This is a genomic window from Paenibacillus borealis (genome assembly GCF_000758665.1).
Taxonomy (GTDB): domain Bacteria; phylum Bacillota; class Bacilli; order Paenibacillales; family Paenibacillaceae; genus Paenibacillus_AQ; species Paenibacillus_AQ borealis.
This window is the reverse complement of the sequence record NZ_CP009285.1, coordinates 4,712,370-4,735,979: the sequence shown is the minus strand read 5'-3', so window position 1 is coordinate 4,735,979 and position 23,610 is coordinate 4,712,370. Positions and strand designations below refer to the sequence as shown.

Annotated in this window: 24 protein-coding genes; 13 read left to right on the top strand and 11 right to left on the bottom strand. The window is 51.6% G+C overall.

The features are described from left to right. Positions 1-52: 52 nt before the first annotated feature. Positions 53-268 (bottom strand): hypothetical protein, encoded by a 216-nt coding sequence (locus PBOR_RS36350; protein ID WP_081972125.1) that lies wholly within the window; start codon positions 266-268, stop codon positions 53-55. Between the two features lie 115 nt (positions 269-383). Then, positions 384-899 carry a MogA/MoaB family molybdenum cofactor biosynthesis protein gene (locus PBOR_RS19805; protein ID WP_042214611.1) on the bottom strand — a complete coding sequence of 172 codons (516 nt, stop codon included), beginning with the start codon at positions 897-899 and terminating at the stop codon, positions 384-386. A gap of 182 nt (positions 900-1,081) precedes the next feature. On the opposite strand from PBOR_RS19805, the gene PBOR_RS19800 reads away from it, so the two are divergent. From PBOR_RS19800 to PBOR_RS19775, 5 genes are all read left to right on the top strand, one after another. After that, positions 1,082-2,092 (top strand): CobW family GTP-binding protein, encoded by a 1,011-nt coding sequence (locus PBOR_RS19800; protein WP_042214608.1) that lies wholly within the window; start codon positions 1,082-1,084, stop codon positions 2,090-2,092. A 91-nt stretch (positions 2,093-2,183) separates the two neighbouring features. Continuing rightward, positions 2,184-2,531: a four-helix bundle copper-binding protein gene (locus tag PBOR_RS19795; protein WP_042214606.1), complete on the top strand. Its 348-nt coding sequence runs from the start codon at positions 2,184-2,186 to the stop codon at positions 2,529-2,531. 210 nt (positions 2,532-2,741) lie between these two features. Then, on the top strand, positions 2,742-3,707 hold the full coding sequence (locus PBOR_RS35590) for an ATP-binding cassette domain-containing protein (protein WP_052429568.1): 966 nt from the start codon (positions 2,742-2,744) through the stop codon (positions 3,705-3,707). Continuing rightward, the gene (locus tag PBOR_RS19780) at positions 3,704-4,414 is read left to right on the top strand and encodes a hypothetical protein (RefSeq protein WP_042214600.1); all 711 of its coding nucleotides are present in this window, start codon (positions 3,704-3,706) and stop codon (positions 4,412-4,414) included. The genes PBOR_RS35590 and PBOR_RS19780 overlap by 4 nt, the downstream gene beginning before the upstream one ends. A 31-nt stretch (positions 4,415-4,445) precedes the next feature. Beyond that, entirely contained in the window at positions 4,446-4,910 is a 465-nt protein-coding gene (locus tag PBOR_RS19775; protein ID WP_042214597.1) for a hypothetical protein, read from the top strand. Positions 4,911-4,999: 89 nt separating this feature from the next. Here the strand turns inward: PBOR_RS19775 and PBOR_RS19770 are convergent, their stop codons facing one another. From PBOR_RS19770 to PBOR_RS19760, 3 genes are all read right to left on the bottom strand, one after another. Continuing rightward, entirely contained in the window at positions 5,000-6,256 is a 1,257-nt protein-coding gene (locus PBOR_RS19770) for a winged helix-turn-helix domain-containing protein (RefSeq protein WP_047171599.1), read from the bottom strand. Positions 6,257-6,402: 146 nt separating this feature from the next. Then, positions 6,403-8,499, bottom strand: a complete 2,097-nt coding sequence (locus PBOR_RS19765; protein ID WP_099052478.1) for an ABC transporter ATP-binding protein — start codon at positions 8,497-8,499, stop codon at positions 6,403-6,405. 60 nt (positions 8,500-8,559) lie between these two features. Next, on the bottom strand, positions 8,560-10,308 hold the full coding sequence (locus PBOR_RS19760; protein ID WP_042214592.1) for an ABC transporter ATP-binding protein: 1,749 nt from the start codon (positions 10,306-10,308) through the stop codon (positions 8,560-8,562). Between the two features lie 477 nt (positions 10,309-10,785). Here PBOR_RS19760 and PBOR_RS19755 point away from each other — a divergent pair, with 477 nt between their 5' ends. Beyond that, on the top strand, positions 10,786-11,103 hold the full coding sequence (locus PBOR_RS19755) for a HesB/YadR/YfhF family protein (RefSeq protein ID WP_042214590.1): 318 nt from the start codon (positions 10,786-10,788) through the stop codon (positions 11,101-11,103). 126 nt (positions 11,104-11,229) lie between these two features. On the opposite strand, the gene PBOR_RS19750 is transcribed toward PBOR_RS19755, so the two are convergent. Continuing rightward, complete coding sequence (locus PBOR_RS19750; RefSeq protein ID WP_042214588.1) at positions 11,230-11,745, bottom strand: hypothetical protein; 516 nt, start codon at positions 11,743-11,745, stop codon at positions 11,230-11,232. 121 nt (positions 11,746-11,866) lie between these two features. On the opposite strand from PBOR_RS19750, the gene PBOR_RS19745 reads away from it, so the two are divergent. Continuing rightward, on the top strand, positions 11,867-13,615 hold the full coding sequence (locus PBOR_RS19745; protein WP_042214585.1) for an ABC transporter ATP-binding protein: 1,749 nt from the start codon (positions 11,867-11,869) through the stop codon (positions 13,613-13,615). An 89-nt stretch (positions 13,616-13,704) separates the two neighbouring features. Here the strand turns inward: PBOR_RS19745 and PBOR_RS19740 are convergent, their stop codons facing one another. Next, entirely contained in the window at positions 13,705-14,148 is a 444-nt protein-coding gene (locus PBOR_RS19740; protein WP_042214583.1) for a DUF441 domain-containing protein, read from the bottom strand. 20 nt (positions 14,149-14,168) lie between these two features. Next, entirely contained in the window at positions 14,169-15,152 is a 984-nt protein-coding gene (locus PBOR_RS19735) for a YpdA family putative bacillithiol disulfide reductase (protein WP_042214581.1), read from the bottom strand. A gap of 223 nt (positions 15,153-15,375) precedes the next feature. Between PBOR_RS19735 and PBOR_RS19730 the strand changes: the two genes are divergently transcribed. From PBOR_RS19730 to rsgA, 4 genes are all read left to right on the top strand, one after another. After that, a complete protein-coding gene (locus PBOR_RS19730) occupies positions 15,376-15,972 on the top strand; it encodes a DUF2087 domain-containing protein (RefSeq protein ID WP_042214579.1) in 597 nt (198 codons plus the stop codon). A gap of 120 nt (positions 15,973-16,092) precedes the next feature. Beyond that, positions 16,093-16,551, top strand: a complete 459-nt coding sequence (locus PBOR_RS19725) for a DUF3939 domain-containing protein (protein ID WP_042214576.1) — start codon at positions 16,093-16,095, stop codon at positions 16,549-16,551. A gap of 156 nt (positions 16,552-16,707) precedes the next feature. Next, the gene (locus PBOR_RS19720) at positions 16,708-17,379 is read left to right on the top strand and encodes an HAD family hydrolase (RefSeq protein WP_042214574.1); all 672 of its coding nucleotides are present in this window, start codon (positions 16,708-16,710) and stop codon (positions 17,377-17,379) included. A 767-nt stretch (positions 17,380-18,146) separates the two neighbouring features. After that, on the top strand, positions 18,147-19,238 hold the full coding sequence (gene rsgA, locus PBOR_RS19710) for a ribosome small subunit-dependent GTPase A (protein ID WP_042214570.1): 1,092 nt from the start codon (positions 18,147-18,149) through the stop codon (positions 19,236-19,238). 192 nt (positions 19,239-19,430) lie between these two features. On the opposite strand, the gene PBOR_RS19705 is transcribed toward rsgA, so the two are convergent. Beyond that, positions 19,431-20,057, bottom strand: a complete 627-nt coding sequence (locus tag PBOR_RS19705; protein WP_042214566.1) for an FMN-dependent NADH-azoreductase — start codon at positions 20,055-20,057, stop codon at positions 19,431-19,433. 331 nt (positions 20,058-20,388) lie between these two features. On the opposite strand from PBOR_RS19705, the gene PBOR_RS37435 reads away from it, so the two are divergent. Then, on the top strand, positions 20,389-20,526 hold the full coding sequence (locus tag PBOR_RS37435; protein WP_167549555.1) for a hypothetical protein: 138 nt from the start codon (positions 20,389-20,391) through the stop codon (positions 20,524-20,526). A gap of 133 nt (positions 20,527-20,659) precedes the next feature. On the opposite strand, the gene PBOR_RS19700 is transcribed toward PBOR_RS37435, so the two are convergent. Then, the gene (locus tag PBOR_RS19700) at positions 20,660-20,899 is read right to left on the bottom strand and encodes a hypothetical protein (protein ID WP_039310083.1); all 240 of its coding nucleotides are present in this window, start codon (positions 20,897-20,899) and stop codon (positions 20,660-20,662) included. Between the two features lie 181 nt (positions 20,900-21,080). On the opposite strand from PBOR_RS19700, the gene PBOR_RS19695 reads away from it, so the two are divergent. Further along, a complete protein-coding gene (locus tag PBOR_RS19695) occupies positions 21,081-21,749 on the top strand; it encodes a hypothetical protein (protein ID WP_157764083.1) in 669 nt (222 codons plus the stop codon). On the opposite strand, the gene PBOR_RS19690 is transcribed toward PBOR_RS19695, so the two are convergent. Continuing rightward, positions 21,724-23,481 carry an alpha-amylase family glycosyl hydrolase gene (locus tag PBOR_RS19690; protein ID WP_081972124.1) on the bottom strand — a complete coding sequence of 586 codons (1,758 nt, stop codon included), beginning with the start codon at positions 23,479-23,481 and terminating at the stop codon, positions 21,724-21,726. The two genes, PBOR_RS19695 and PBOR_RS19690, sit on opposite strands and share 26 nt — an antisense overlap. Between the last annotated feature and the right edge of the window lie 129 nt (positions 23,482-23,610).

The following is a 23,610-nucleotide window of genomic DNA, read 5'->3' as shown; positions in this document are numbered from 1 at the left end:
TGGCAGGTCTGCCTTCTGCAGTTAACGGTAAAGTATAAGCGGGAAGGGAGTGTTATCTTCTTCTGCCGCGCGTAGCTGCGGAAATACCGCACATTTCATCCCGGACGGAGTAAGTGTAGATATGCTGCGGAACCGGAACACAGTGATGGCGTCTGACGACTTCGACATGATGGATAACCTGGACTACCTGCGGATGATAGTAATCTTCATAGACAACCTCTGTAGGGTCAGTGACCGTCTGGACGGGGCATTTCGGGCAATTTCTCATTACATTCAGCTCCTTCGCGGTTGGACTTATGCCAGTATACGCGCTGTACAGGAGCCTGCTTGTTCATTTGTCCCTGTCGCTGATAAATAGGTGTACGGCTATATTGTCACGGGCTTCAGGATCGCTTGTAGATCTCGCGCATTACATGGCGCAGTTCGGGAAGGATCAGCCGTTCCATGGCAAGCTTGATTGCACCGGTGGAGCCGGGCATCGAGAATACTGCCGTACTGCCGATCGTGCCGGCAATAGCCCGGCTAAGCATGGCGGCAGAGCCGATATCTTCAGTGAAGCTGAGCAGCCGGAAAATCTCTCCGAAACCCGGTAGCGATTTGTCGAGCAGTGAAGCAACCGCCTCATAAGTCGTATCGCGGGGCGAAATGCCAGTCCCTCCAGTCAGCAGTACGGCTTCAATGCCGGAATGGACGGAGTTTTTGTAGACCAGTTCGCGGATATCCTCATAATCATCCTTGACGATCGTGCGGCCGATAACGGTGTAGCCCGCTTCCTCCAGCATATTCTGGATCAGCGGCCCGCCGGTGTCCGTCTCCATGGTCCGGGTGTCCGAGACCGTAATAATATAACAAGCTACTGAATCGGGGGCTTCACGCCGGTGTTCTTCTACGGAGGTCATGCGAACCAGCTCCTCTTGTCTGTAATGAACGGCTTATAACCCCCATGATAGGGGATGAAGGAGGCAAAGACAAGTTCATGCCGGACAGGCAGCAGCGCCAGTAAGGGGCAGGTGTCTTGCACAGAGGCGGGCATTGTAGTACACTCGCTACCATAACTGATTTTTGCGGGGAGCGAGTGAACTTGGAACAGTCATTACCAGTTTATATATTGTCGGGATTTCTCGGCAGCGGCAAGACTACATTACTGCAGCGGCTGCTGGAGCATTGGAAGACGCAAGGCCTCCGGCCGGCGGTCATCATGAATGAGCTTGGCGAGGTCAACTTGGATGGTCTGCTGGTAGAGCAGTCTGTGCCGATGGCCGAGATGCTGGGCGGGTGTATCTGCTGCACAAGCCGGGGCGATTTAAGCACAGAACTAACCACTCTGGTCAAAAAAGAATCACCGGATGTAGTCGTCATTGAAGCGACTGGTGCGGCCAATCCGCTGGAGATTGTCGATGCGGTTACCGAAACCTCACTGTATCAGCAGGTGGAGCTGAAAGGCCTGATTACTGTGGTCGATGCCGCCCATCTCCTGGAGCTGTACCGTTCCCAGCAGGGGGCAACGTACCGCCTCATGCAGGAACAGATCCGCTGCGCTTCCGTGCTCATCCTGAACAAGACAGACCGGATCAACGCAGAGGAAGCTGAAGAGATAACGGCGGTGCTGCGCAAATGGAATGCTTATGCCGGGATCCTGCCTGCTGTACGCTGTGAGCTGGAGCCGGAAGCTCTGCTTGGCAATATCGGTGGAGTTTATACAGAAGACCGTGATTCGGCAGAAGAGCATGTGCACAATGCACAGGATGGACAAGCGGGGCAGGTGCATGCATCACATGATCATGTGATGGCGTATACGCATTATTTCAAGAATCCGGTGAACAGCGAGGAATTTGAACGGTTTGTTAAGGAGCTGCCGCGTGATGTGTACCGGGCTAAAGGGATTGTATCTTTTAACGACACCTCCAGCCGGTTTCTGTTTCAATATGCCTACCGGGAAGCGGATTTCATGAAAATCACTCCCCAGGGCGAGGTGCCTGATGTTGCCGTATTTATCGGTGAACATTTCTCTTCCAGCGGGCTGCGCACGGAACTTCTGCGGCTGGAGAAACGTCTGCCGGCAAGACCGGCTGCCGTCAAAAGAAGCCTGTAACACTCCGTGGAACCGGAGGGAATGGTTCGTTCCTTTTCTTGCAGGTTAATACATAGGCATATCCTATAATAATTGCAGGAGGTTTAAGGCTATGACCCGAATTCAATATCAGGAATGCATTGATGCTTGTATTAAATGTATGGATGCCTGTAACTATAGCTATGTCTCAAGCCTGAAAGAATATGATTTGGCTGCACTCCGGGAGAGCATCCAGCTGGACCGCGAATGCGCTGACATGTGTTCTTTCGCCATCCAGGCAATGACCCGGCAGAGCCCGTTCGTGGTGGAGATTCTCCGGTTATGCGCCGATATCTGTGAACGCTGTGCAGATGCAAGCAGCAGACATGAGCATAACCACTGCCAGAGCTGTATCGATGCCTGCCGCAGTGCGGCAATGGCCTGCAGACTGGTAAGCGGAGCCGTTGAGGTATACGCATAATGCAGAATTAAACACTCCCATATATCCAAACAAAAGCCAGACGGGTGCGGGTTCATTCTGCACGGTTCTGGTTTTTTTGGTTTTGAAATTCACCAATCTGCAAAATCCAAAAGGAGAAAAGGAGAGTTCCGGCGAATCTAGTAAGCAGAGAACCCTGGTTGCAGTTCATGCGGCCATAGCCTTGCACAAGATGAAGGAGGCCAGAGCCGAATGATCCTTCAGAGTACAGACAGAATCATTTTGCCGGAAGACACGGAGGTACCGCCGCTTATAACACTCACCCGGGGGAGCAAGCTGTATGGAAGCCGCCCGGTTCTAAATGAAATATCGATGATAATCCGCCCTGGCACGGCCACGGCGCTGATCGGCCGGAATGGCTCCGGCAAGAGTACGCTGCTCTCCATTCTCGCCGGACTGCTGAGGTTGTCGTCCGGTGAACTTACATACGGCCGTCATGGGCTGACAACAGGTTATGCGCCCGAAGCGTTTCCGGGTTTGAAATTAACAGCGGAAGATTACCTGCACCACATGGGACGTCTTGCCGGGCTATCCCGGGCGGTAACAGAATCCCGGGTAAGCGGACTTCTGGATACTTTTAAGCTGGAAGCATTTCGCAGCCGCCCCATGGCAGGCTTCTCCAAGGGAATGCTGCAGAAGGTCAACCTGATCCAGAGCCTGCTGATCAGGCCGCAGCTTTTGCTGCTGGACGAACCCATGTCCGGGCTGGATATTCCGGCACAGCATATCCTTATGGAACTGCTGCAGGAGCTGAAGTCGGAGGGGACAGCACTGGTCTTCTCCGTGCATGAGGTCCAGACTGTCGAAGCCCTGGCAGATACCGTGTATGTGCTGCAGGAAGGGCAGGTGATCCGGATGATTCATGGAGCGGAGAACCTGCGGCCGGCACCTGCAGTGCATATCATCTATACGGATCTGCCGCCAGTGGAACAGGAATCAGTCAAGGCATGGCCTGGAGTACTCAGTATGCTGCCAGCGCCGGAGACTGCAGGAACTGCCTGTACAAGCCTGACTGTAGAGCAGTCCGTGTCGGATGCCTGCCTGAAGCAGATTCTTGCAGCGGGCGGTTCCATAGTTTCGGTAGAACGTCTTGGGGAATCAAGCGGCATAGCGGCGTGGATGGACCCGAAGGACCAGAAGGGGAGCGGACGCGGGTGAAAGCTCTCATCGGATACTTTTTGCACAGTTACAGTGTCTCCCAGCGGTATTTCGGTCCGGTTGCCGGCATTATTATAGCCGTGTTAATCCTGTATTCCTACAAGCCCAATCCGGTAATGAACAGCTACTCCGCTACGGCAGTCTTTTTATTTGTTGCCTGCGCCTGGCTGGGATTAAGCTTTCTGAATCATGAGCATGCGGTGCAGAAACAGGTAGCCATCGTCCAGCTCCGCAGTGCCCGCCGCTACAGCATCGGCGGCATTCTTACACTCGTCCTGCTCACCTTGCTGCTGGACCTCTTCATTGTCATTTATCCGGTTGTGACCGGGAGCTTCAACGAACCAGCCGGACTGGGCCGGATCTTGCTTGCTTTTACCGGACATGCTCTGCTTGGTGTATTGGGTATTGCCATCTCCCTGTATCTGCAGTCCTCGTGGGTGTCCAGAACCAGCTACGCCGCCGGATTGATGCTCATCACGATCATTCTGTCGGTCAGCGCCGGCAAAGTTGCTGAACTGGTGCCCGGACCTATTGTTCCGGTGCTGCTGCCGCCCGTATATCCGGTCATGGACGCGATGATGAATGCGGATGCGCTGCCGTTGTCGTCCCTGCTTGGAGCCTATGCCCACGTGCTGGTGTACATAATATTGCTGACCGGATTCTACATTTACCGCTCCGGCCGCATGGACTATAACAAAACAATATGAGCTAATAACCAGATCAAGAACGGGAGGAAAGATGAAGGATACACAAGTACCGGAGAGTGAACAATCCAAAGAGCTATTTGCTTATTTCGGACTGGCCGTTTATTATTGCCAGGCACTGGAGCAGCAATTAACCAATCTTCTGCTGCTGACCAAGCTGTCACAGGGCAAAACGCCAACAGACGCAGAGATAGCAGAATTGTATCAACGCAAGCTTAGCAATTCACTCGGCCAGCTCATCAAAGAAATCCAGCATCACTTTCCATTCTCGGAGGAAGAAACAAGCCAGTTACAGGCAGTATGGAAAGAACGCAATCACATTGTCCATGATTATTTCAAGGAACGGATCCAGGAGACATTCACTCCGGCGGGAAGAGCCCATATGATCCGCGAATTGAAACGGTTCAAGAACAAGGCGAGCAGACTGGAAATTAAGCTTCAGGGCTATTGTACCGAGATGTACAGCAAGCTGGGCCTTGAAGAAGAACATATCAAGTAACGCCATCATATCTATTAATCTATAAATACTAAAGAGACTCACCTTTCGCAGAATATCAAGCGGAAGGGGAGTCTCTTTGTAGTATCCGGTTATAGGGGACCGGACAGCGCGGATTCCAGTTCCTTCAGCGCGCAGGACTGGACGGTTTCCGGTGCAAACTGGATGCCGGACGCGCCTGTGGAGCGGGCAAGTGAAGCGAGGGCCTTGACGAGCGCGGGAAGCATGCTTGGAACAAGCGATTCCCCGGTTTCCCACCACCATCGGACAATAGTAAGAATTCCGCTCTTCTTATTCATCACTGGTTCAAGCCGGCCGATAAAGCGGTCGCCATATAGAAGGGGAAGCACGTAGTAACCGTATTCCCGCTCAACCACCGGTTTATATACCTCCCAGCGGTAATGAAAGCCGAATAGCTGGCGGATCAGCTCTCTGTCCCACAGCAGGTTGTCTAGTGGAGCCAGCGCAGCTGCGAACGTAACCTCTTGTGTGCCAGCGCCCGTATCAGCGGGGTCCTCCAGCTGGATTACCGCTTCAAGCTCCGGAGCATCTATTGTCCGCATATATAGCGGGAGCTTGATACCCTCGACCTGTACCTCACGGAGCTTATCGCTTAGCAGCAGGCGCTGCACAGCCGCAGTCCGCTCCTTGCTCTTCAGGCCTGAGATTCCAAGCCAGCCGTCCCCGGATTTGTTCCATTGCAGTCCGATGCTGCCGATCCGGCGCAGCACATACCAGTCATGGTGCTGTTCCATAGTTACATTCGGATCGCTTGCACTGAGCAGCTCAGCCGGCAGCAGCTTGGCTGTGAAGTCGTAATACCGGCGGGTATGCACCCGGTGGTGAATGGAGAGCTCTCCCCAGAAATACATGCTCTCCATCGCTGCCCGGGATAGTCTCGCCGGAGCCCACGACCAGTCAATCTTCTCTTTACTCTCCAGATCAAGCGAAGAGAGCGGCCCCCGCGAATTCAACTCTTCCCGGACATGGGTGACCATGGCAGCCATAGCTTCATTGTCCTGATGTCTGGCGGCAGCATCTCTGCGGCGCTGGAAATAAGGCCAGTCTTCTGTGCAGTAGATCGACATGTTCTTGTCCCAGCCGTCAATCAGCAGCCTGTCCTTATAGAGCAGCTCCGTGGCCATTTCAGGCTGGAATCCCGGGAGTCTGGCCTGCAGCACAAGCTCATGATTATGTCCGGCTATGCTTAGCGGATCATATTGAATACAGCCCACGTGTCGGACGAACTCATGAATACTCATCTTGCCCTCTTTCAGTCCTCCCGTGACCAGCCGCTGGTGACGCAGCAGGAACAGCCGGGCTTGCCGCTTGCTCAGACTATAGGTCATCAAGTCCTTCACCCCATCCGTATGTATTGATTCCCATTATACGGAACAAATGTTCTGAACTCAAGCGAAAGAAACCCCTTGAAGCTGCTTTGGCCTCAAGGGGTGTTGTACAGGTGAAAGACAGACGGGCGGCGGATCCCCAATGATTAAATTTGTTCCAGGGATGGACGCAGTCCGGCAGCCGAAGAGGAAGCAGGGACCGCAGCAGAGACTGGTGACTCCGTACCGTTTCCGGCCCCTGCACCCAGCTGGAGCTGATACATACGGAAGTAACGTCCGCCCAGCGCCATCAGCTCATCATGACTGCCCCGTTCAACAATCTCACCCCGGTGCAGCACCAGAATCTGGTCTGCGCTGCGGATGGTGGACAGCCGGTGGGCAATGATGAACGTGGTCCGGCCTTTCTTCAGCACCTCCAGCGCCTGCTGGATGATGCTCTCCGTTTCGGTATCGATGTTGGAGGTTGCTTCATCCAGAATCAGAATCGCCGGATCGAACGACAAGGCTCTGGCGAAGGAGATCAGCTGCCGCTGGCCGGCGGACAGGGTGCTGCCTTTCTCAATCACAGGCTCGTCGAAGCCCTGCGGCAGATGGGACAGCAATTTGTCAGCCCCTACTTCACGCAAGGCACGTTCTACACGTTCCCGGCTGATGCGTTCATCGCCCAGACTGACATTCGAGGCAATCGTTCCGGTGAAGAGGTAAGGGTCCTGCAGCACAATGCCCATATGACTGCGCAGCCACTGTTTCGGCAGAGTCTTGACTTCCTGGCCGTCAATGGTGATGCTTCCGGCTTGCGGATCATAGAAGCGGAACAGCAGATTGATGATCGAGCTTTTGCCCGAGCCGGTATGACCGACCAGAGCGACAGTTTCGCCCGGACGCGCCTCGAAGGAGATATCGCGCAGGACGAAGTCTTTTTTATAAGCAAAGGATACATCCTTGAAGACCACATTGCCTTTGTAACGCGGCATCGAACCGTCGGTTACCGGCTCACCAGGCTCATCCATCAGTGTGAAGACGCGCCCTGCTGATACCATTGAGCTGTCTAGGTTCGCCAACTGGTTGACCATCCCTGTAATGGGCTGGAACATCCGTCCCAGTACATCGACGAAGGCATAAAGGACGCCCAGGGAAACGAAGGTTGAACCGTCCAGACTGCCGAAGCCGAAATACCACAGCACGAGCACGAAGGAGAGGCTGCGCAGGGAGTTCACCAGGTTGTGGGACGTGAAGGCATTCAGGTTAAGCATTTTGTTCTGGTATTTCAGATAATCATCATTCAGCTGTTCGAATTCCGCACTACTCTGCTTCTGGCGGCGGAAAATCCGGATAATGGACATCCCTTGGATGGATTCATTGATAATGGCGTTGATCTCACTGAGACGTGAGCGGATGATCGTATTGTATTTCGTTGCGATCTTGCGGTAGAGCACAATCCAGACAATGATAATCGGCACGATGAACAAGCTGACAAGACCCAGCTTCACGTCCAGCAGGAAGAGGGCAACGTAGACACCGGTAATATTAATAATCCCTGTTGCGAAGTTGGACAGTACAGCAATAAACAGGTCCTTGACCGCTTCCGTATCATTGGTTACCCGGGAGACTACCTTGCCCGCAGGCAGATTATCGAAGAAATGTACCGGGAGACGCTGGATATGGGCATACACATCCGTCCGCAGCTTGCGGATGACCTGATTGGCTGACGATTGCAGCCAGTAGGTTTTGCCGAACTCCGCTATGATCGAGATGACGAGGAACATGGCGTACAGAGCGACCAGTTTATAGATACCGGGGAACTCTGGCTTGTAAAATGAAAACAGCTCATCAGCCGACAGCCTGACGGCCGGATAGACTGTTGCCTGATCGCCATATTGGATGCGCAGGTTCCCGTCCGAGAAACTCCGCTCGCCTTCAGTCTGCGGGACAGCTTCATTAATGAAATAGAAGCTTTTGCCTGCCTGAAGAAGGCGGATTTCCTGGCCTTTAGCTTCATCTGCGGCAAACCGGTCACCGCGCTTGTAATAGTTGTTGTTATATTCAACAGCATCTTCGGGCGAAGCCGCCACGAAATAAGGCTTCTCAATCGCGAGCAGGTGATTGTCTATCATACTTTTGGCGATGAAAGGTCCCGCCAGTTCAGCCGCTACCCCGATGGTGAGGAGCAGAAGGGCTGCTATGAATGTTTTTTTGGCAGTCAGTGCGTACTGCAGCAGACGTTTGCCTGTACTCTGTGTCAACGGTGACACCTCCTATGTTTCAGAACATTAGAATGGATATGATTCACGCTATAAATTCGGTTATTCGTTCGTCAGGTTATTCTCAACCTGCTGGCGGTCGAACTGCTCACGGTACCAGCCGTTCAATTCAAGCAGCTCCTGGTGGGTACCCCGCTCCGTAATATGTCCGCCATCGAGCACAACGATCAGATCGGCGTGTTCAATGGCCGAGAGACGGTGGGTGGATATGAGCGTGGTTTTACCGCTGCGCTCTTCACGGATGTTCTCGATGATCTTTGCTTCCGTCCGCGCGTCAACAGCAGACAGTGCATCATCCAGAATCAGAATATCCGGATTCGAGATGAAGGCTCTGGAGATTGAGACACGCTGCTTCTGTCCTCCGGAGAGGGAAACACCGCGTTCGCCAACCATGGTATCGAGCCCGTCGGACAAGGTGCCGAGGTCATTCTGGAACGCCGCAGCTGTTATAGCCTGCATGATACGCTCATCACTGGCACCGGAATAACCGAACTGGATATTCTCGCGCACCGATTTGGAGAACAGAATCTGCTCCTGCGGCACATAGCCCATCCAGCTGTGCAGCTGATCCAGGGCAATCTGGCCGATCGGAACTCCTGAGATCAATATCTCACCTTGACCGGTAGGATATTCATGCAGCAGCTGTTTCAGCAGGGTCGATTTGCCGCTGCCGGTCCGTCCAACGACACCGAGTGTCTGGCCTTGCGACAAGGAAAGGCTGACTCCGCTCAGGTTGTCGATGGTTGAGGTCGGATACCGGAAAGTCACATCCTTCAGCTCAATAGATGACGGATTTACTACTGGAGTTGGATGGGGGACATCCTGCACATCAGGTTTGGCATGCAATGTCTCATCGATCCGCTCCAGCGAGGCGCCGCCGCGCTGCATAATGTTAATCAGCTCGCCGATGGCGAACATCGGCCAGACGATCATACCGAGATACATATTGAAGGAGACCAGGTCTCCAAGTGTGATCTGATTGCGGAATACCAGATAGATTCCGTAGGTCAGTGCAATAATATAGCTGAGGCCAACGCAAAAGCGGATAGTCGGCTCGAAGAAAGCATCGACCCGGGCAACAGCCATATTCTTGCGGTACACATCCTCTGTGATATCGGAGAAGCGCTTCTCATCCATACGTTCCTGCACATAGGCACGGATAACTCGGATCCCGGACACCGATTCGAGTACCTGATCGTTCATGTCACCGAAAGCATCCTGAGCCAGACTGTAGCGGTCGTGAATAGCTTTGCCATAGAAGACCATGGCTATAGCGATTAGCGGAAGCGGGATAACGGCGGCAAGCGTCAGCTTCCAGCTGACCAGGAACCCCATGGCGAACAGCACAACGGTAAGATAGACTGTTGAATCGACCAGGGTCAGCATACCAAAACCTACGGTAGCCGATACCGCACGGATATCATTGGTGGCCCGGGCCATCAGATCACCGGTGCGGTTGCGCTCGAAGAAGGCCGGTGTCATCGTCATGAGATGATTCATGAAGCGCGAGCGCAGCAGGCGCTCCACCAGGTTCGAACCTCCGAACAGCTTGTGCATCCATATGTAGGTGATCCAGTAAATAATCAGCAGCATGAGCACAATCATGCCAATATATTTCATCAGTGAACCTGTTGTAATGGCGCCGCTGACGATATCATCAATGGCGTTACCCAGGAGGCGTGGAGGCAGCAATTCAAGCACACCAACCACAATTAGCAGTATAAGGCCAATAGCATAGCGCCTTTTTTCCCGGCGGAAGAACCAGCCGAGATCGCGGAGTACGGAGAACAAGGGAAATCCCTTCCTTTCGTGTTGAGAATGTTGTTTGCCGGCTTGGTTAAGGATATTGTGGAGCTTCAGGACCATGGATAACTCTCTCAAAGCATGCAAAAAAGCGTACCATCCGAAAACGGATGATACGCCTGTCATTTACGACTATCATGTCCACGGTGCTTGTCGCAGCACAGAGACATGGAAGAGATTGCTTAGCCTGAACTCATACGGTACGCGTAACACGCATGATACTCAGGAATTATCCACTACTCGGGCTGCTTCGGTATTCAGTTGTGTGGAGTTGCCGACAATAGTTAGGAAATATGCTGGAACAATAGTAAACACCGCGCTCACCCTTTCTTTAATTTGGTAATAACTTGAAGACGCTTCGTTATGTTCCGAGTTTATCATCACCCTTCAAGGATTGTCAAATGTAATTTTGAACAAATTGCGAATAAGCTGTATGATAAAATAATACGGGAGGAGTGGAGAGAGATGAACATGTTAATTAGCCCGGAAGCTGCCGCCTGGTTCAAGAGAGAGCTGAGCCTCCAGAATGGAGCGTATGTCCGTTTGTTTCCCCGGTATAGCTCAGGGGGCGGACTGCATCCAGGATTCTCGCTGGGAATCGCTACAGAACCGCCGGGACGGCCGGCTGTGCTAGCTGAGCAGGGGAGCGTTATTTTCTATATGGAAGAGCAGGATCTGTGGTATATGGAGGGGTATAGCCTGTCGATTGTCTATTCGGAGGCTGAGGATGATATCGAGTATAAGTATGAGGCTGTGCCAGCCGCCGGAAGCATGAAGGAATAGGCGTAAGTCTGGGAAGGTGCATTTGCTGTTACGGTGCAAAATATAAAATCCCTTGCCTTATGGCAAGGGATTTTATATGAGACCGCATAGAAGACGAGCTGTCTGGTTACATAAACTGCTGCGGCATCAAGGTGAACTGCGGAACGTTTCTTCTTCCATCGCGAACTCGAAATCATCAATATCAAACACCTGTACCGGCACTCCGCCTTCGATGATACGCTGAATCAGCTCGAACTGGTCGGTCAGAATTGGCACTTTCTCACGTTGTGAGGCCAGCAGCAGCTCCGTCTCGATCGGATCGAAGGCTTCTCCGTAGGAAGCGTTGTCGATGCTGTTGATGATTGTAATCTGCGCCTGCCCGGCCAGCAGAATGCCTGAGCTTTTGGCCCACGGAATACTTAGGCAGCGGTTGATCTTCTTGGAATTGAGCGGTTCTTCGAAATAGTTGATCAGCTCGCGGATTCTGAGCTTCACATGCTGGTCATCGTCAGCGTGGCTCATCACCGGCTCATCACTGTCCCGGAGTTCATACAATTCCATGATTGTGGTATAAGGCACTATATATTCTACAGGGCTCCGCGGGACGAGAAGCTGGCCGTAAATCGCCATCATGACGGCTTCCGTCACAAATTGTCTGGGCATCATTATCCTCCTGAAATTCGGGTACTGCTATCGTAACTGTTAAAAATATCAAAACACTGCCAGGCGCAAATGTCAACAGTGCCTGAAGTGAACAAGGAAACGGGAAAGGACGTAACAGGCTGTGAAACAATGGAAATCTTATTATACCTTCGTACGGCCCTATATGAAATGGATCGTGCTCACATTAATTATCGGGATGATCAAATTCAGTATTCCGCTGACGCTGCCGATGATTCTGAAGTACGTAGTGGATGATCTGCTGGGCAATCCTGCGCTTTCCATTACAGAACGGGTGTTGAAGCTAATGATCGTGCTCAGCGGGGCATTTGTGCTGTTCGTAATTATCAGAGGGCCGGTAGAGTATTACCGCCAGTATTTTGCCCAGCTGATTACAAGCAAGATCCTCTTCGATATGCGCAATAAGCTGTACGGGCATATGCAGCGCCTGTCGCTGCGTTATTATCAGAACACCAAAGTGGGTGAGGCGATCTCCAGATTTATTAACGATGTGGAGCAGTCGAAGAATCTGGTTGAGGTCGGGATGATGAATGTCTGGCTGGATATGTTCACCCTGCTCTTCGCACTCGGGTTTATGTTCTATCTGAATCCGGTACTGGCACTGGTCTCGATTGCGATTCTGCCGTTGTACGGAATTGCCGTTAATACCCTCTATAAGCGGCTTAAGGTGCTCACCAAGGACCGGTCCCAGGCGCTGGCGGTCATTCAGGGCTATTTGCATGAACGGATTCAGGGGATTGCGGTGATCCGCAGCTTCACCATGGAACGGGTGGATCAGCAGCAGTTCAAGGACATTAACGGCCGGTTTCTGGAAAAAGCGATGGCGCAAACGCGCTGGAACGCTTTTACCTTCGCTATTATCAATACTTTGACGGACATCGCGCCGCTCCTCGTCATTGGATATGGGGGATATCAGGTGATCCAGGGGAATCTGACCCTGGGGACCTTCGTAGCCTTCTTCGGATACCTGGACCGGATGTATGCGCCGCTTCGCCGCCTGATTAACTCCTCAACGGTGCTTACCCAGGCTTCAGCCTCACTGGAGCGGGTGATGGAGCTGATGAACGAGCCCTATGATATCGTAGATGCTCCGGGGGCGAAGCCGCTGCTGTCACCGGCAGGGGAGATCGAATTCAGCGGGGTATGGTTCAAATATAACGATGAGAACGAATGGGTGCTGCAAGATATTAACCTGCGGATTGCTCCAGGCCAGACGGTGGCTTTTGTCGGGATGAGCGGGGGCGGCAAATCCTCGCTCATCAGCCTGATTCCGCGTTTCTATGATATCAGTGAGGGCAGCCTGCAGATGGACGGGCAGGATATCAGAGGGCTGACCCAGGAGAGTCTGCGCACGGCGGTGGGCATGGTGCTGCAGGATAATTTCCTGTTCAGCGGCTCCGTGCGGGATAATATTCTGTTCGGTAATCCGCAGGCAGGGGAGCAGGAGGTTATCGCAGCGGCTATGTCGGCCAACGCCCATGACTTCATCATGCAGCTGCCGGAAGGCTATGATACAGAAGTGGGCGAGCGCGGAGTGAAGCTGTCCGGAGGCCAGAAGCAGAGAGTGGCGATAGCGCGCGTATTCCTGAAGGATCCCAAAGTGCTGATTCTGGACGAAGCCACCTCAGCGCTCGATCTTGAATCCGAGCATCTGATCCAGCAGGCGCTCCAGGCCCTCTCCTCAGAGCGGACCACATTGATCGTGGCCCATAGACTGTCTACCATTACGCACGCAGACCAGATTGTTGTGCTGGAGAACGGGGCTATAACCGAACGCGGAACCCATGAACAGCTGATGACGCTGGAGGGCAGCTACGCCCGCCTGTTCAATGTGCAGCGGCTGGATGCATGAGGAGAAGTCATACGGTTATGAATATCAAACAGGCTGCATACTCACCAGCTAAGGTGAAAATGCAGCCTGTTTCATCTTTGATGCTGGGGTTAGATGCGGCCAATCAGCAGCGACAGGATACCGGCCGCAATCAGCGGGCCAACCGGAACGCCTTTGAAAAAAGCTACACCAATGACGGTTCCGATCAGTAATCCGGCCACAATGGTCGGCTGGCTGCCCATGAGCACCGCACCGCGTCCGCCAAGATAAGCGACGAGAATCCCGATTCCGATGGCAGCCAGCGACTTCCAGTGCAGGAACGATTGTCCGATCGTCTGCAGCGAGATTTTACCGCTGGCCAGCGGTGTCATCACTCCGATGGTAAGGATGATGATGCCAATGGTAAGCCCGTATTTCTCCAGCCAGGGAAAAGCCTGCTGCAGGCCCAGCACCCGGATCAGCAGCAGAACGACCATGGCAATGGTGACCGGGGAATTGCTGCTGATAATCCCCAGTGCTGCCAGACCCAGCAGCAGTAACGAGGTCATATCCATAGCTTAGAAGCACTCCTTCTCTAAGAAAGCCTTTTGCTTATAATATGATCGGCAATCAGCTTGCCGTGCCCCCGGCCGCTCTCGATGAATACCTCATTGGCATTCCGTCCGGAAGCGATAACCCCTGCTACATAGATGCCGGGAATATTGCTCTCCATCGTTGAAGGGTTGAAGGCAGGTTTATCAAGGGAATCATCCATCCGCACACCGGCCGAGGACAGCAGGGTTCTGCTCGGGCGGAAGCCAGTCATGGCGAGGACGAAGTCATTATCAAGGCTGGTGTTCTCCCCGCTGCCTGCCGTAACCACGACAGAAGCCGGTGTGATTTCCGTTACCCGGGACTCCAGATGAAGCGTGATGTGCCCTTTCTGGACCATGCTCTCAAAGATCGGGCGTACCCAAGGCTTGATATTCTCCGAAATACTGCTTCCGCGGTAGACCATATCCACCTTGGCGCCGACCCGGAGCAGTTCGAGGGCGGCATCAACCGCTGAATTGCTGCCCCCGATGACGGCAACCTTCATGCCTGAATACGGATGGGCTTCACCGAAATAGTGGGTTACTTTGGATAGCTCTTCCCCGGGAATCCCGATCATATTCGGCTGGTCGAAATAGCCGGTTGAGATGACCACATTACCGGCTCTGTGGTTCTGTTCTTCTCCGCGCTTGTTGCGTGTATGTACGATGAAGCTGCCATCCTCCTGCGTCAGAACAGACAGCGCTTCTTCATAGGCGGCGATGTCGAGGCTATGCTGAGCGGCTGCGCGGCGGTAATAGACCAGAGCCTCATGACGGTATGGCTTGTCGTTCGGTGAGGTGAAGGGCACACCTCCGATTTCAAGCAGCGGGGTTGTGCTGAAGAACTGCATATTCGTCGGATATAAATAAATGGAATGGACAATGAAGTTCTTTTCAATGATCAGGCTGGACAATCCCTGGCGCTGGCATTCTATGGCTGCAGAGAGTCCGCAGGGACCCGCACCGATAATAATAACGTCTTTCATGATAGCTTTATCCTCCCGGGTAAGTATTCTTTTCAGTAAATGGTACCTTATATTTTAGATTTATGCCATTCCCCGGCACTTTCCAGCAACAAGATCATTGCTCAAATGCTGAAAAAAGTATATAATTAGATATATATCTAAACGCAATGCAGAAGTTAAAGTGTTGTGTTTTCAAAAAGCGGCGTTTACGAATGTTCATATGTGTATAGGAGTGTGTTCCCCGATGCAGTTAGATAAAATTGTTGCTTACCATAAAGCGTTGTCCGATCCGACCCGGCTGCGGATTCTGCTGCTTTTGTCCAAAGGCGAGATTCACGGACATGCGCTTGCCGAGAAGCTGAACCTGTCACAGCCCACCGTGACCCATCATGCCGCCAAACTGCGTGAAGCCGCGCTGATCATGGAGCGCAGGGACAAGAACACCGTATATTTCAAGCTCAATCCTGAATTTATCCAGGCGGGCTCAGAGGCCTCGCTGAAATTTATTTTTGCCAAGGGGGTGGAGGAGATGGAAGAACAGTCGCCGGAGAGCAGCCTGAAGGAATCGGTGTTGCGTAATTTCTTTGCCAAAGACGGGCGCCTGCGGCAGATTCCCGCACAGTACAAGAAGAAGCTGATCGCTCTGCAGTATATGGTGGAGAAGCTGGAGCCGGGGGTAGTTTATACGGAGAAAGAGATTAACGAATTCATCAAACCGTTTCACGAGGATTATGCAACGATCCGCCGGGAGTTCATTATGCACCAGTTCATGTACCGGGAGAACGAGAAGTATGAGCTGAACCCTCCGGAGTTGTGGACTCACTGGGAAAATGTCAAATAATGCTCTAATAAATGGGGATTTTGTGTGACAAGTTCGGATCTGCTGATTAAATGTTTGAATAACGAATAAAATGGAATTGTAAGCGTTATCTGACATATGCTTCGAAAGGAGACTTTCAGTATGATATTCAAACGCGCCAAAAAAAATATGCCGTCAGCCCATCTCACCGTTACCTTGCCGCAGATCAAGCAGGCTGTTAGGCAATTCGAAGAAGATATGCCTGCGCCGATTAACCGCACTGCTCTGATTATGGAAGATAAAAGTATTGATCTAGGCCGGCTTAAACGATATTTAGGCGGGGTCCCGCAGCAGAAGTTCTATATGTCCCGCGAAACCTTTGAAATTTTTGAGGAAGCTGACAAGCTGGTACCGTATTACCTCGACATGGTGCAGTCGGCTGTAGACAATTATATCAGTGATACGGGCAAGCTCCCGCTGCTTGAAGATACCTGGCTGCCGGAGGTTCATTACCGGCTGCTCGCTACGGAACGTTACCTCAAGGAAACGCCGCCGTTCCCGCTTTACATTACGGAAGAAGAAATGATGCTTACGCATCGCGCCGAGCATTTTGAATCTTAAGCGTTACGGACCTGATCTGCAAATATAGGCCATCCTGTTGAAGAAGCGTTTGTTCTTCTTAGCGGAATGGTCTTTTCTTTGTTCCCCGGCGCATAGTACAATGAATCTCTGATGTTGTAGATCATTGAAATTGATGAAATAAGGGGATACGTAAGGATGAAGGAAGTACAAGCTATACTGTTTGATCTGGACAATACGCTGATGGACCGTGATCAGACCTTCCGCAGCTTCAGCATGAAATTCGTGCAGGATTTCCTCGGACACCTGAATAAGGATGAAGCCGCCCGGGTGATTGAAGATATGATTATCAGAGATGCTGACGGGTACCGTGACAAGGATGGTTTCTTTACGGAATTAAGCGAAGTTCTCCCTTGGCAGACAGCGCGGTCGGCAGAGGAAATACGGGATTATTACGACGAGACGTATATTCACCATGGGGCAATCATGAAGCATGCAGTAGCGGCACTTGAATATTGCCAAGGCCGCGGATATCCGCTGGGACTTGTAACCAATGGCAGCAGGGATATTCAATATGGCAAAATTGATCTGCTTGGCCTGCGCGGTTATTTCCGGACCATCGTTATTTCGGGTGAAGTCGGAATCAGCAAACCGGACCCTAAGATCTACCAGCTGGCCTTGGAACGTCTTGGTTCAACTGCAGAGAAGACCTTGTTCATAGGTGACCATCCGGTGAATGATATCTGGGGGGCAGTCCGGGCCGGAATGGATACCATCTGGCTGAAGCGTAACCATGCCTGGGATGAATCGCTGAACGTGAAGCCTATCGCCACAATTCAGGAGCTGGATGAGCTTGAAGGCATTATTTAAACAGGTATTGTTAAAAAATACAAGAGAGCCTGTTGACAAACAGCCGGCAGCGCGTTTATCATAACAGCATATTAGTTCGGAAGGAGACGATGTCAAATGACAGTTTATACCGTGTTTTCAGATTCAGTTGCAACTGTTGTGGATACGTGTCTTCCGGGAACAGCGGCTGTGGAATAAGATTCCCAGCTTAGCGGGTAAGCTCTAACATGCCTTTTAGAGCCGCCGGGAACCGTATCGGTTCCGGCGGCTTTTTTGCGTGCATCGACCAGCTTTATATTCATGCGCTTGAATGTAATCTGGTCTGCATTTCGCACAGAAACCTGAGGCAGCTCTCTCCGTACGAGGGGAGTGCTTCAGCTTTTTGTTTGGATTCCGCCGCCGGAGCCTTTGGGTTCCGGCGGTTTTTTTGTGGAAACAGCAGCCATTATATGCTGCATGCTGTAAAAGATGCTGCTGTGCTAGAAGGATTCGAAGGGGCTACTAATTCCCGGAAATACACGTGAATGATTAAGCAGGCTAGTGAAGCTATTGGTTTAGAATTGAATATTTGAGAAAAGAGAAGGAGTGACGGAGGGGGATTTTGGGCTGGAGGAGCGGTAGCGATCGCCTTTAGGTTTGGGTTTCCACCGTGAACCCGGTGTTAAATCATGAAATCCAAACCTAACAGCGGCCGGAAGTCCAAATATCCACCGCAGTGGCGACTGATCCTAAAACTCAAAAAGGAAATATTTAAAGGTCAATACGTAACAACAACCAGGAGGAAATGAATGAATATCGAACAGTATGGCTGGAATGAAGAATGGAAAATGAAATGGAATGAGAAGCTGCAGCAGCTCGAGGCCAGAATACTTGAGCCGGGCAGAATAGTCGGTGATTTCGGCAGCAAATACCGGGTAACCGCAAGCACTGGAGAGATCTGGGGAGAACTATCCGGCAAGCTCAGACATAGCCTGTCCGGGTCAGGCGAATATCCGGCAGTTGGTGACTGGGTGGCTTTGGCCATGCAGGACGGCGGGGAGCATGCCGTGATTCATGGTGTCCTGCCCCGCCGCAGCGTAATTTCACGCAAGGTGGCAGGAGTGACGCAGGAGGAGCAAATCGTTGCCTCCAACGTCGATACCCTGTTCCTGGTCAGCGCCTTAAACGATGATTTCAATGTGCGGCGGATGGAGCGGTATCTGATTATGGCCTGGAACAGTGGGGCGAATCCGGTGATTCTGCTGACCAAGGCTGATCTTTGTACGGATGCTGCAGACAAAATCGCCGAGATGCAGCTGGCGGCTCCCGGGGTAGCTGTACACGCGGTTAGCGCCCTCCTGGGGGACGGGCGGGATGAACTGCTGCCTTATATCGGCAGAGGTCAGACGGTTGCCCTAACCGGTTCCTCCGGCTGCGGCAAATCAACGATGGTCAACTGGCTCAGCGGACAGAACCTGCAGCTTACCCAGGATATCCGGGAAGGGGACAGCCGCGGACGGCATACGACTACACACCGCGAGCTGTTTGTCCTGCCGGACGGCGGCATCATTGTGGATACGCCGGGGATGCGTGAGCTGCAGCTGTGGGAGGATGATGGAGGCCTGAATCTGGCCTTCGGTGATATCAGCACGCTTGCGGCAGACTGCCGCTTCAGTGACTGCCGCCATGTACGGGAGGAAGGCTGCGCTGTGCTCGAGGCGGTCGCAAGCGGTGTGCTGGACGAGAAACGGCTGCTTAATTACCGCAAGACGCAGAAGGAACTACTGTTCCAGAACAGCAAGGAAGTGAAGCAGAAGCGTAAAACGGCAGCTGCTTCTGTAAAAGGCACCCCGCCGCGTGCCAAGGGCAACAGCTGGCAGCGGGTATTGGAGGAGTATTAAGCTATCAGGAGCACAAAGAGGCCACGCAGCTGATGTAACAGCTGCGTGGCCTCTTCTTGCAGGGTCCGGCGGTATTCCCTGAGGATGCACCGCCGGAGCTTTATATAAATAAAAGTCCGGTTAATGTTATAACAGATGCCTGATAAAAGTGCGGAGTTCTAAAGGTGAAACCGGACTTTTAATGCTGGCGGATTAGAACGATGCAGCAGCAGTTTTAGCCAGTTGCAGACCGGTAGCGATAATTTCTGCGGATTTCTGCGGGTTCTGGTTGTGTCCTTCAACGATAACTTGTGTAGTTTCCTTGAAGCCCCAGAAGTTCAGGTTACCCATGATGAAGTTAACAGCCATTTCAGCACTTGCTGCCGGGCCTTCGGAGTACACGCCGCCTCTGGCGTTCAGTACAGCTGCTTTTTTGCCTGTCAGCAGTCCTACAGGACCTTCAGCAGTATACTTGAAGGTAGTGCCGGCCTGGTTCAGGTAATCGATGTATGTGTGCAGTACAGCCGGAACAGTCATGTTCCAGAGCGGGAAGGCGAATACCACTTTGTCAGCGGCCAGGAACTGGTCCAGATATTTCTTAACGAGAGCGGCGCCGGCAGCTTCTTCCGGAGTTGCTTCGAAGCCTTGTGCTGCTTTATATACGCCGGAGATCAGCGTGTTGTCATAGTATGGAAGTTGTTCAGCGAACAAATCCAGTTCAGTCACTTCATCCTGAGGATGGGATTCCTTGTAGCTGGACAGGAATTCGTTGTAGAGCTGAACACTTACAGATTGCTCGGCCGGGCGGTTATTTGCTTTGATAAACAGGACATTAGACATTATGATTTCTCCTTAAATATATATTTAATATTAACTATATATAATATAGCATTTAATAATTTGTTTGTAAATATCCGTCGGATAAAATTTTTATTTTGCCGACATGAACAGGCTTTTTTTCGCACAGATACCATATCTCCTGCTGAATGAATCCATTCACCGGAGAACCGTCAATATGTAGTAAGACTAATTTCGTAGCCGCTCATAACACAGCATTTCAGCCTGGTTTAGGCATTCAGAGACCCGGTTATATAGGTGTTACAAGGAGACAAGGAAATGATTTCCTCTCTCTATAACGGGATTCAAACCCCATCCCAAAGGAGCGATTGACATGTCCATTGACCGTTTCATTATTAAGAAATTGGACAACTGTCACGAAGAGCATACCCGGCGCAACCTGGTGAAGTTGTTCAAACTGCGGATTCAAAAGGCGGAGAAAGAAGAAAACCGGAATCTCAGGATTGGCTGAAAGCATACGCTGATAACACAGATAACACGCATTATATAGAGAGAGCACATTCCTGGACTGCAGGTGTGTGCTTTTTTGTATGTGCCCTCCAGACAGGATCAAGCCCATTTTCCGGCAAAAAAATATCCCTCTATTAATAGAGGGATAAAGCCAGTGAATCATTTTCACTATAACTGTGCAATATAGCTTCTGAGCCTTTAATTTCGATACTGATCAGAGAATTCAAACATTTCTGCAGGGCGTTCTTACCCTTTTGAATTTTCAGCTCCAGGGTGCTGTTTAGCAGGCGAAGTACTTTTTGGGTCGGCTGTTTGTTTTCTGTTGTGAAATATACAGGTACAAGCTTGTTCTGAAATGTGATGAGCATTCTCATTTTGAAATCACCTCGCTAAAAGTATTTCATGGTATTGATCTTACCCTGCATTTCTTAATTTTACCTTAAAATTAGCTTATGATAACATAAAGATTGCAAGTTTTATAGTTTAACCGTTTTTTGAAAGCCACTCATTGACAATAAATTTCAGATTTATGGAAATAGGGAAGGATATATGGACGTGAATACTCAAGATGTGATCTGTTTGGCACAGTTTCTGTTCCCCGGTGAAACAGAGCGGAAAGTGGTGGCGGACATTCTGCAGACAGCCTCCGGTGCAGTAGGAATATGCAGGGTGAAATACCTTGAAGGCGAAACTTCGCAGGATGTCTGCATGCAAATACATAAAGACAAAATAATAGTTACTGGTATGCTTGAAGAGGACCCCTTCGGGTATGAATTGAAGGAGCCGGGTGAAATGAAGCGGGCTTGTTATTATCTTTTCAATTGCTTTGAATATGCAGAGACCCGCATGGTGTCTGTTCCTGCGCTCTTCCTGTCCAGAAGCAGGTATGAGGAGATTAATCAACAAGCGGGGTCCTGCACATTGTGTATGCTGGCAGAGTACCTGGGGGTAGAAACAGGTGATTTAGCCAGTTCTACTGAACTGGCCAAGGTCATGATAGGTCCCGAAATGGCCGGAGAACTGCGATTATGCTCCCGTGTCAGCAGCGGCTGGAGTCTTCAGCAGGCGTCGTTTCTTGAGAACGCTTCGGGTGGCTGGCTCCTGCGGATGGGCTCCGAACCCGCACAGAACTATGTAATTGCAGTTCCTCTCACGAAGGCGGAGCTATGCTGCGCTTTTTATGAATGGGTGATGCATTCTACTCCGATTTGCTCTCCAGAATAACTGTAGTGTAGGCAGGCAGCGTGAGCCCGCTGCTGCTGAGTCCGGCTTTGCCGCCAACTGTCCTGAGGATACCGGAGTATATACTGCCATCAGTACCGGGATGGAGCTGCATCGTCTGTGCCGATCCCGTTAAGTTATGAATAACGAGTAGCTGTTGCCCGGCGGTCATCCGTTCATAAGCCATAATCCCCCCGTTTCCGGAAGGGTAATCGCGTATTCCTCCGTCACGCAGGGCCGGCACCTCTTCCCGCAGCCGGATAAGCTCGCGGTAGCGTTCCAGCAGTGAATCGCTTAATTGTTGCTGGCTCTCTACATCAGTCCCGGGATTCGCAGCATTATTCCTGCCCGGCTCCCACGAAGTCTGACCAGCACTTAGTCCGTCGGCTGTCCATTTCATGGGCTCACGGATGCCTTCATCCGGCTTCACACCCAGCAGCCCGATCTCTTCTCCATAATAGATAAACGGATTACCCGGCAGGGTCAGCAGCATGGCTGCCGCCATCGCGGCATGATCAGGCTGATCATCCAGCTGGCTCATAACCCTGTTCTGATCATGATTGGTCAGGAAAATGGCATCCGTGAAAGCACCGCCTGAGATTTGCGAATACAGCTTGTAGGTCCGCTCCAGGGTGAACGCGGCTCCGCTGTCTTTTTCGGTTTGAGCCGAATGAATCAGCGTTTCAGCAAGTCCGAAGTTAAAGCCGGAATCGAAGGCCTGATTCAGATAAGCCCCTACGGACACGGCTGAATTCTCCCAGATCTCACCTACGATATACGCCTGCGGATTCACCTCATTCATGGCTGCGCGGAATTCCTGCCACCAGGCCACATTTTTGGCCGTCGTCGCCGTACTTTTGTCTGAGAGAAGATCCTCGTAAATATGCTTTGCAGCGTCCAGACGGAAACCGTCGACTCCTAGCTCCAGCCAATAGGTACCGATACTCTTCATTTCACTGCGGACCTCAGGATTATCGAAGTTGAGATCCGGCATCCCCTCCCAGAAAGTCCCCATATAATGGCTTCCCCGCAATGTATGCCACGGGCTGCCGCTGCCGGCAGCGCTGGTTCCGGTTACCGGGCGGCTCTGATCTTCGGCCCAGATATACCAGTCGCGGTATTTACTGCCCGGATTCTTGGCGGAATCCACAAACCAGGGATGAGCCTTGGACGTGTGGTTCACCACCAGATCCATAATCACTTTGATGCCCCGTTTATGTGCCTCCCTGATCAGGGTCTGCATGTCTTCAAGTGTTCCATAGTCCGGATTAATGCTGCGGTAATCTGTTACATCGTAACCGTGATAGCTGGGGGAGGGATTAAAAGGCATCAGCCAGATTCCTCCGACACCCAAATCATCATGCGTCTGCGGGTCCCCGTCATTCAAATAATCCAGCTTCTCAGTGACCCCCTGCAGATCACCGATACCGTCCCCGTTGGAATCATAGAAGGAGCGGACGAAGATTTCATAAAACACGGTGGAAGGCTGCTCGTCTACAGCTGCAGCGGAATTACCGGCAGATTGTGCAGTGCTGTTGTTCTGTATCCCTGCTCTTGATTCCTCTTCAGTACTGTGAACGGGTGAGGAAGGTTGTGCGGATGAGACCTTGGCAGCGTGATTTCCGCCTGTACTCTCATCACCGCTGCACCCGGCCAGCAGCATTGCCGCCAGACCCGTGACCGCAAAGGCATGCAGAATATAGGATTTAGGGACAAATGAAGATACATGATGCATGTGTTAATAACTCCTTTCAGGCATTTAGATTATTTCGCTTCATTAAATATGTAAATTCGTAAGCGCTTTATTGCTTTATCTTAGGGGATACACAGAAATAGGTAAAACGTTTGCACATCCTGAATACTT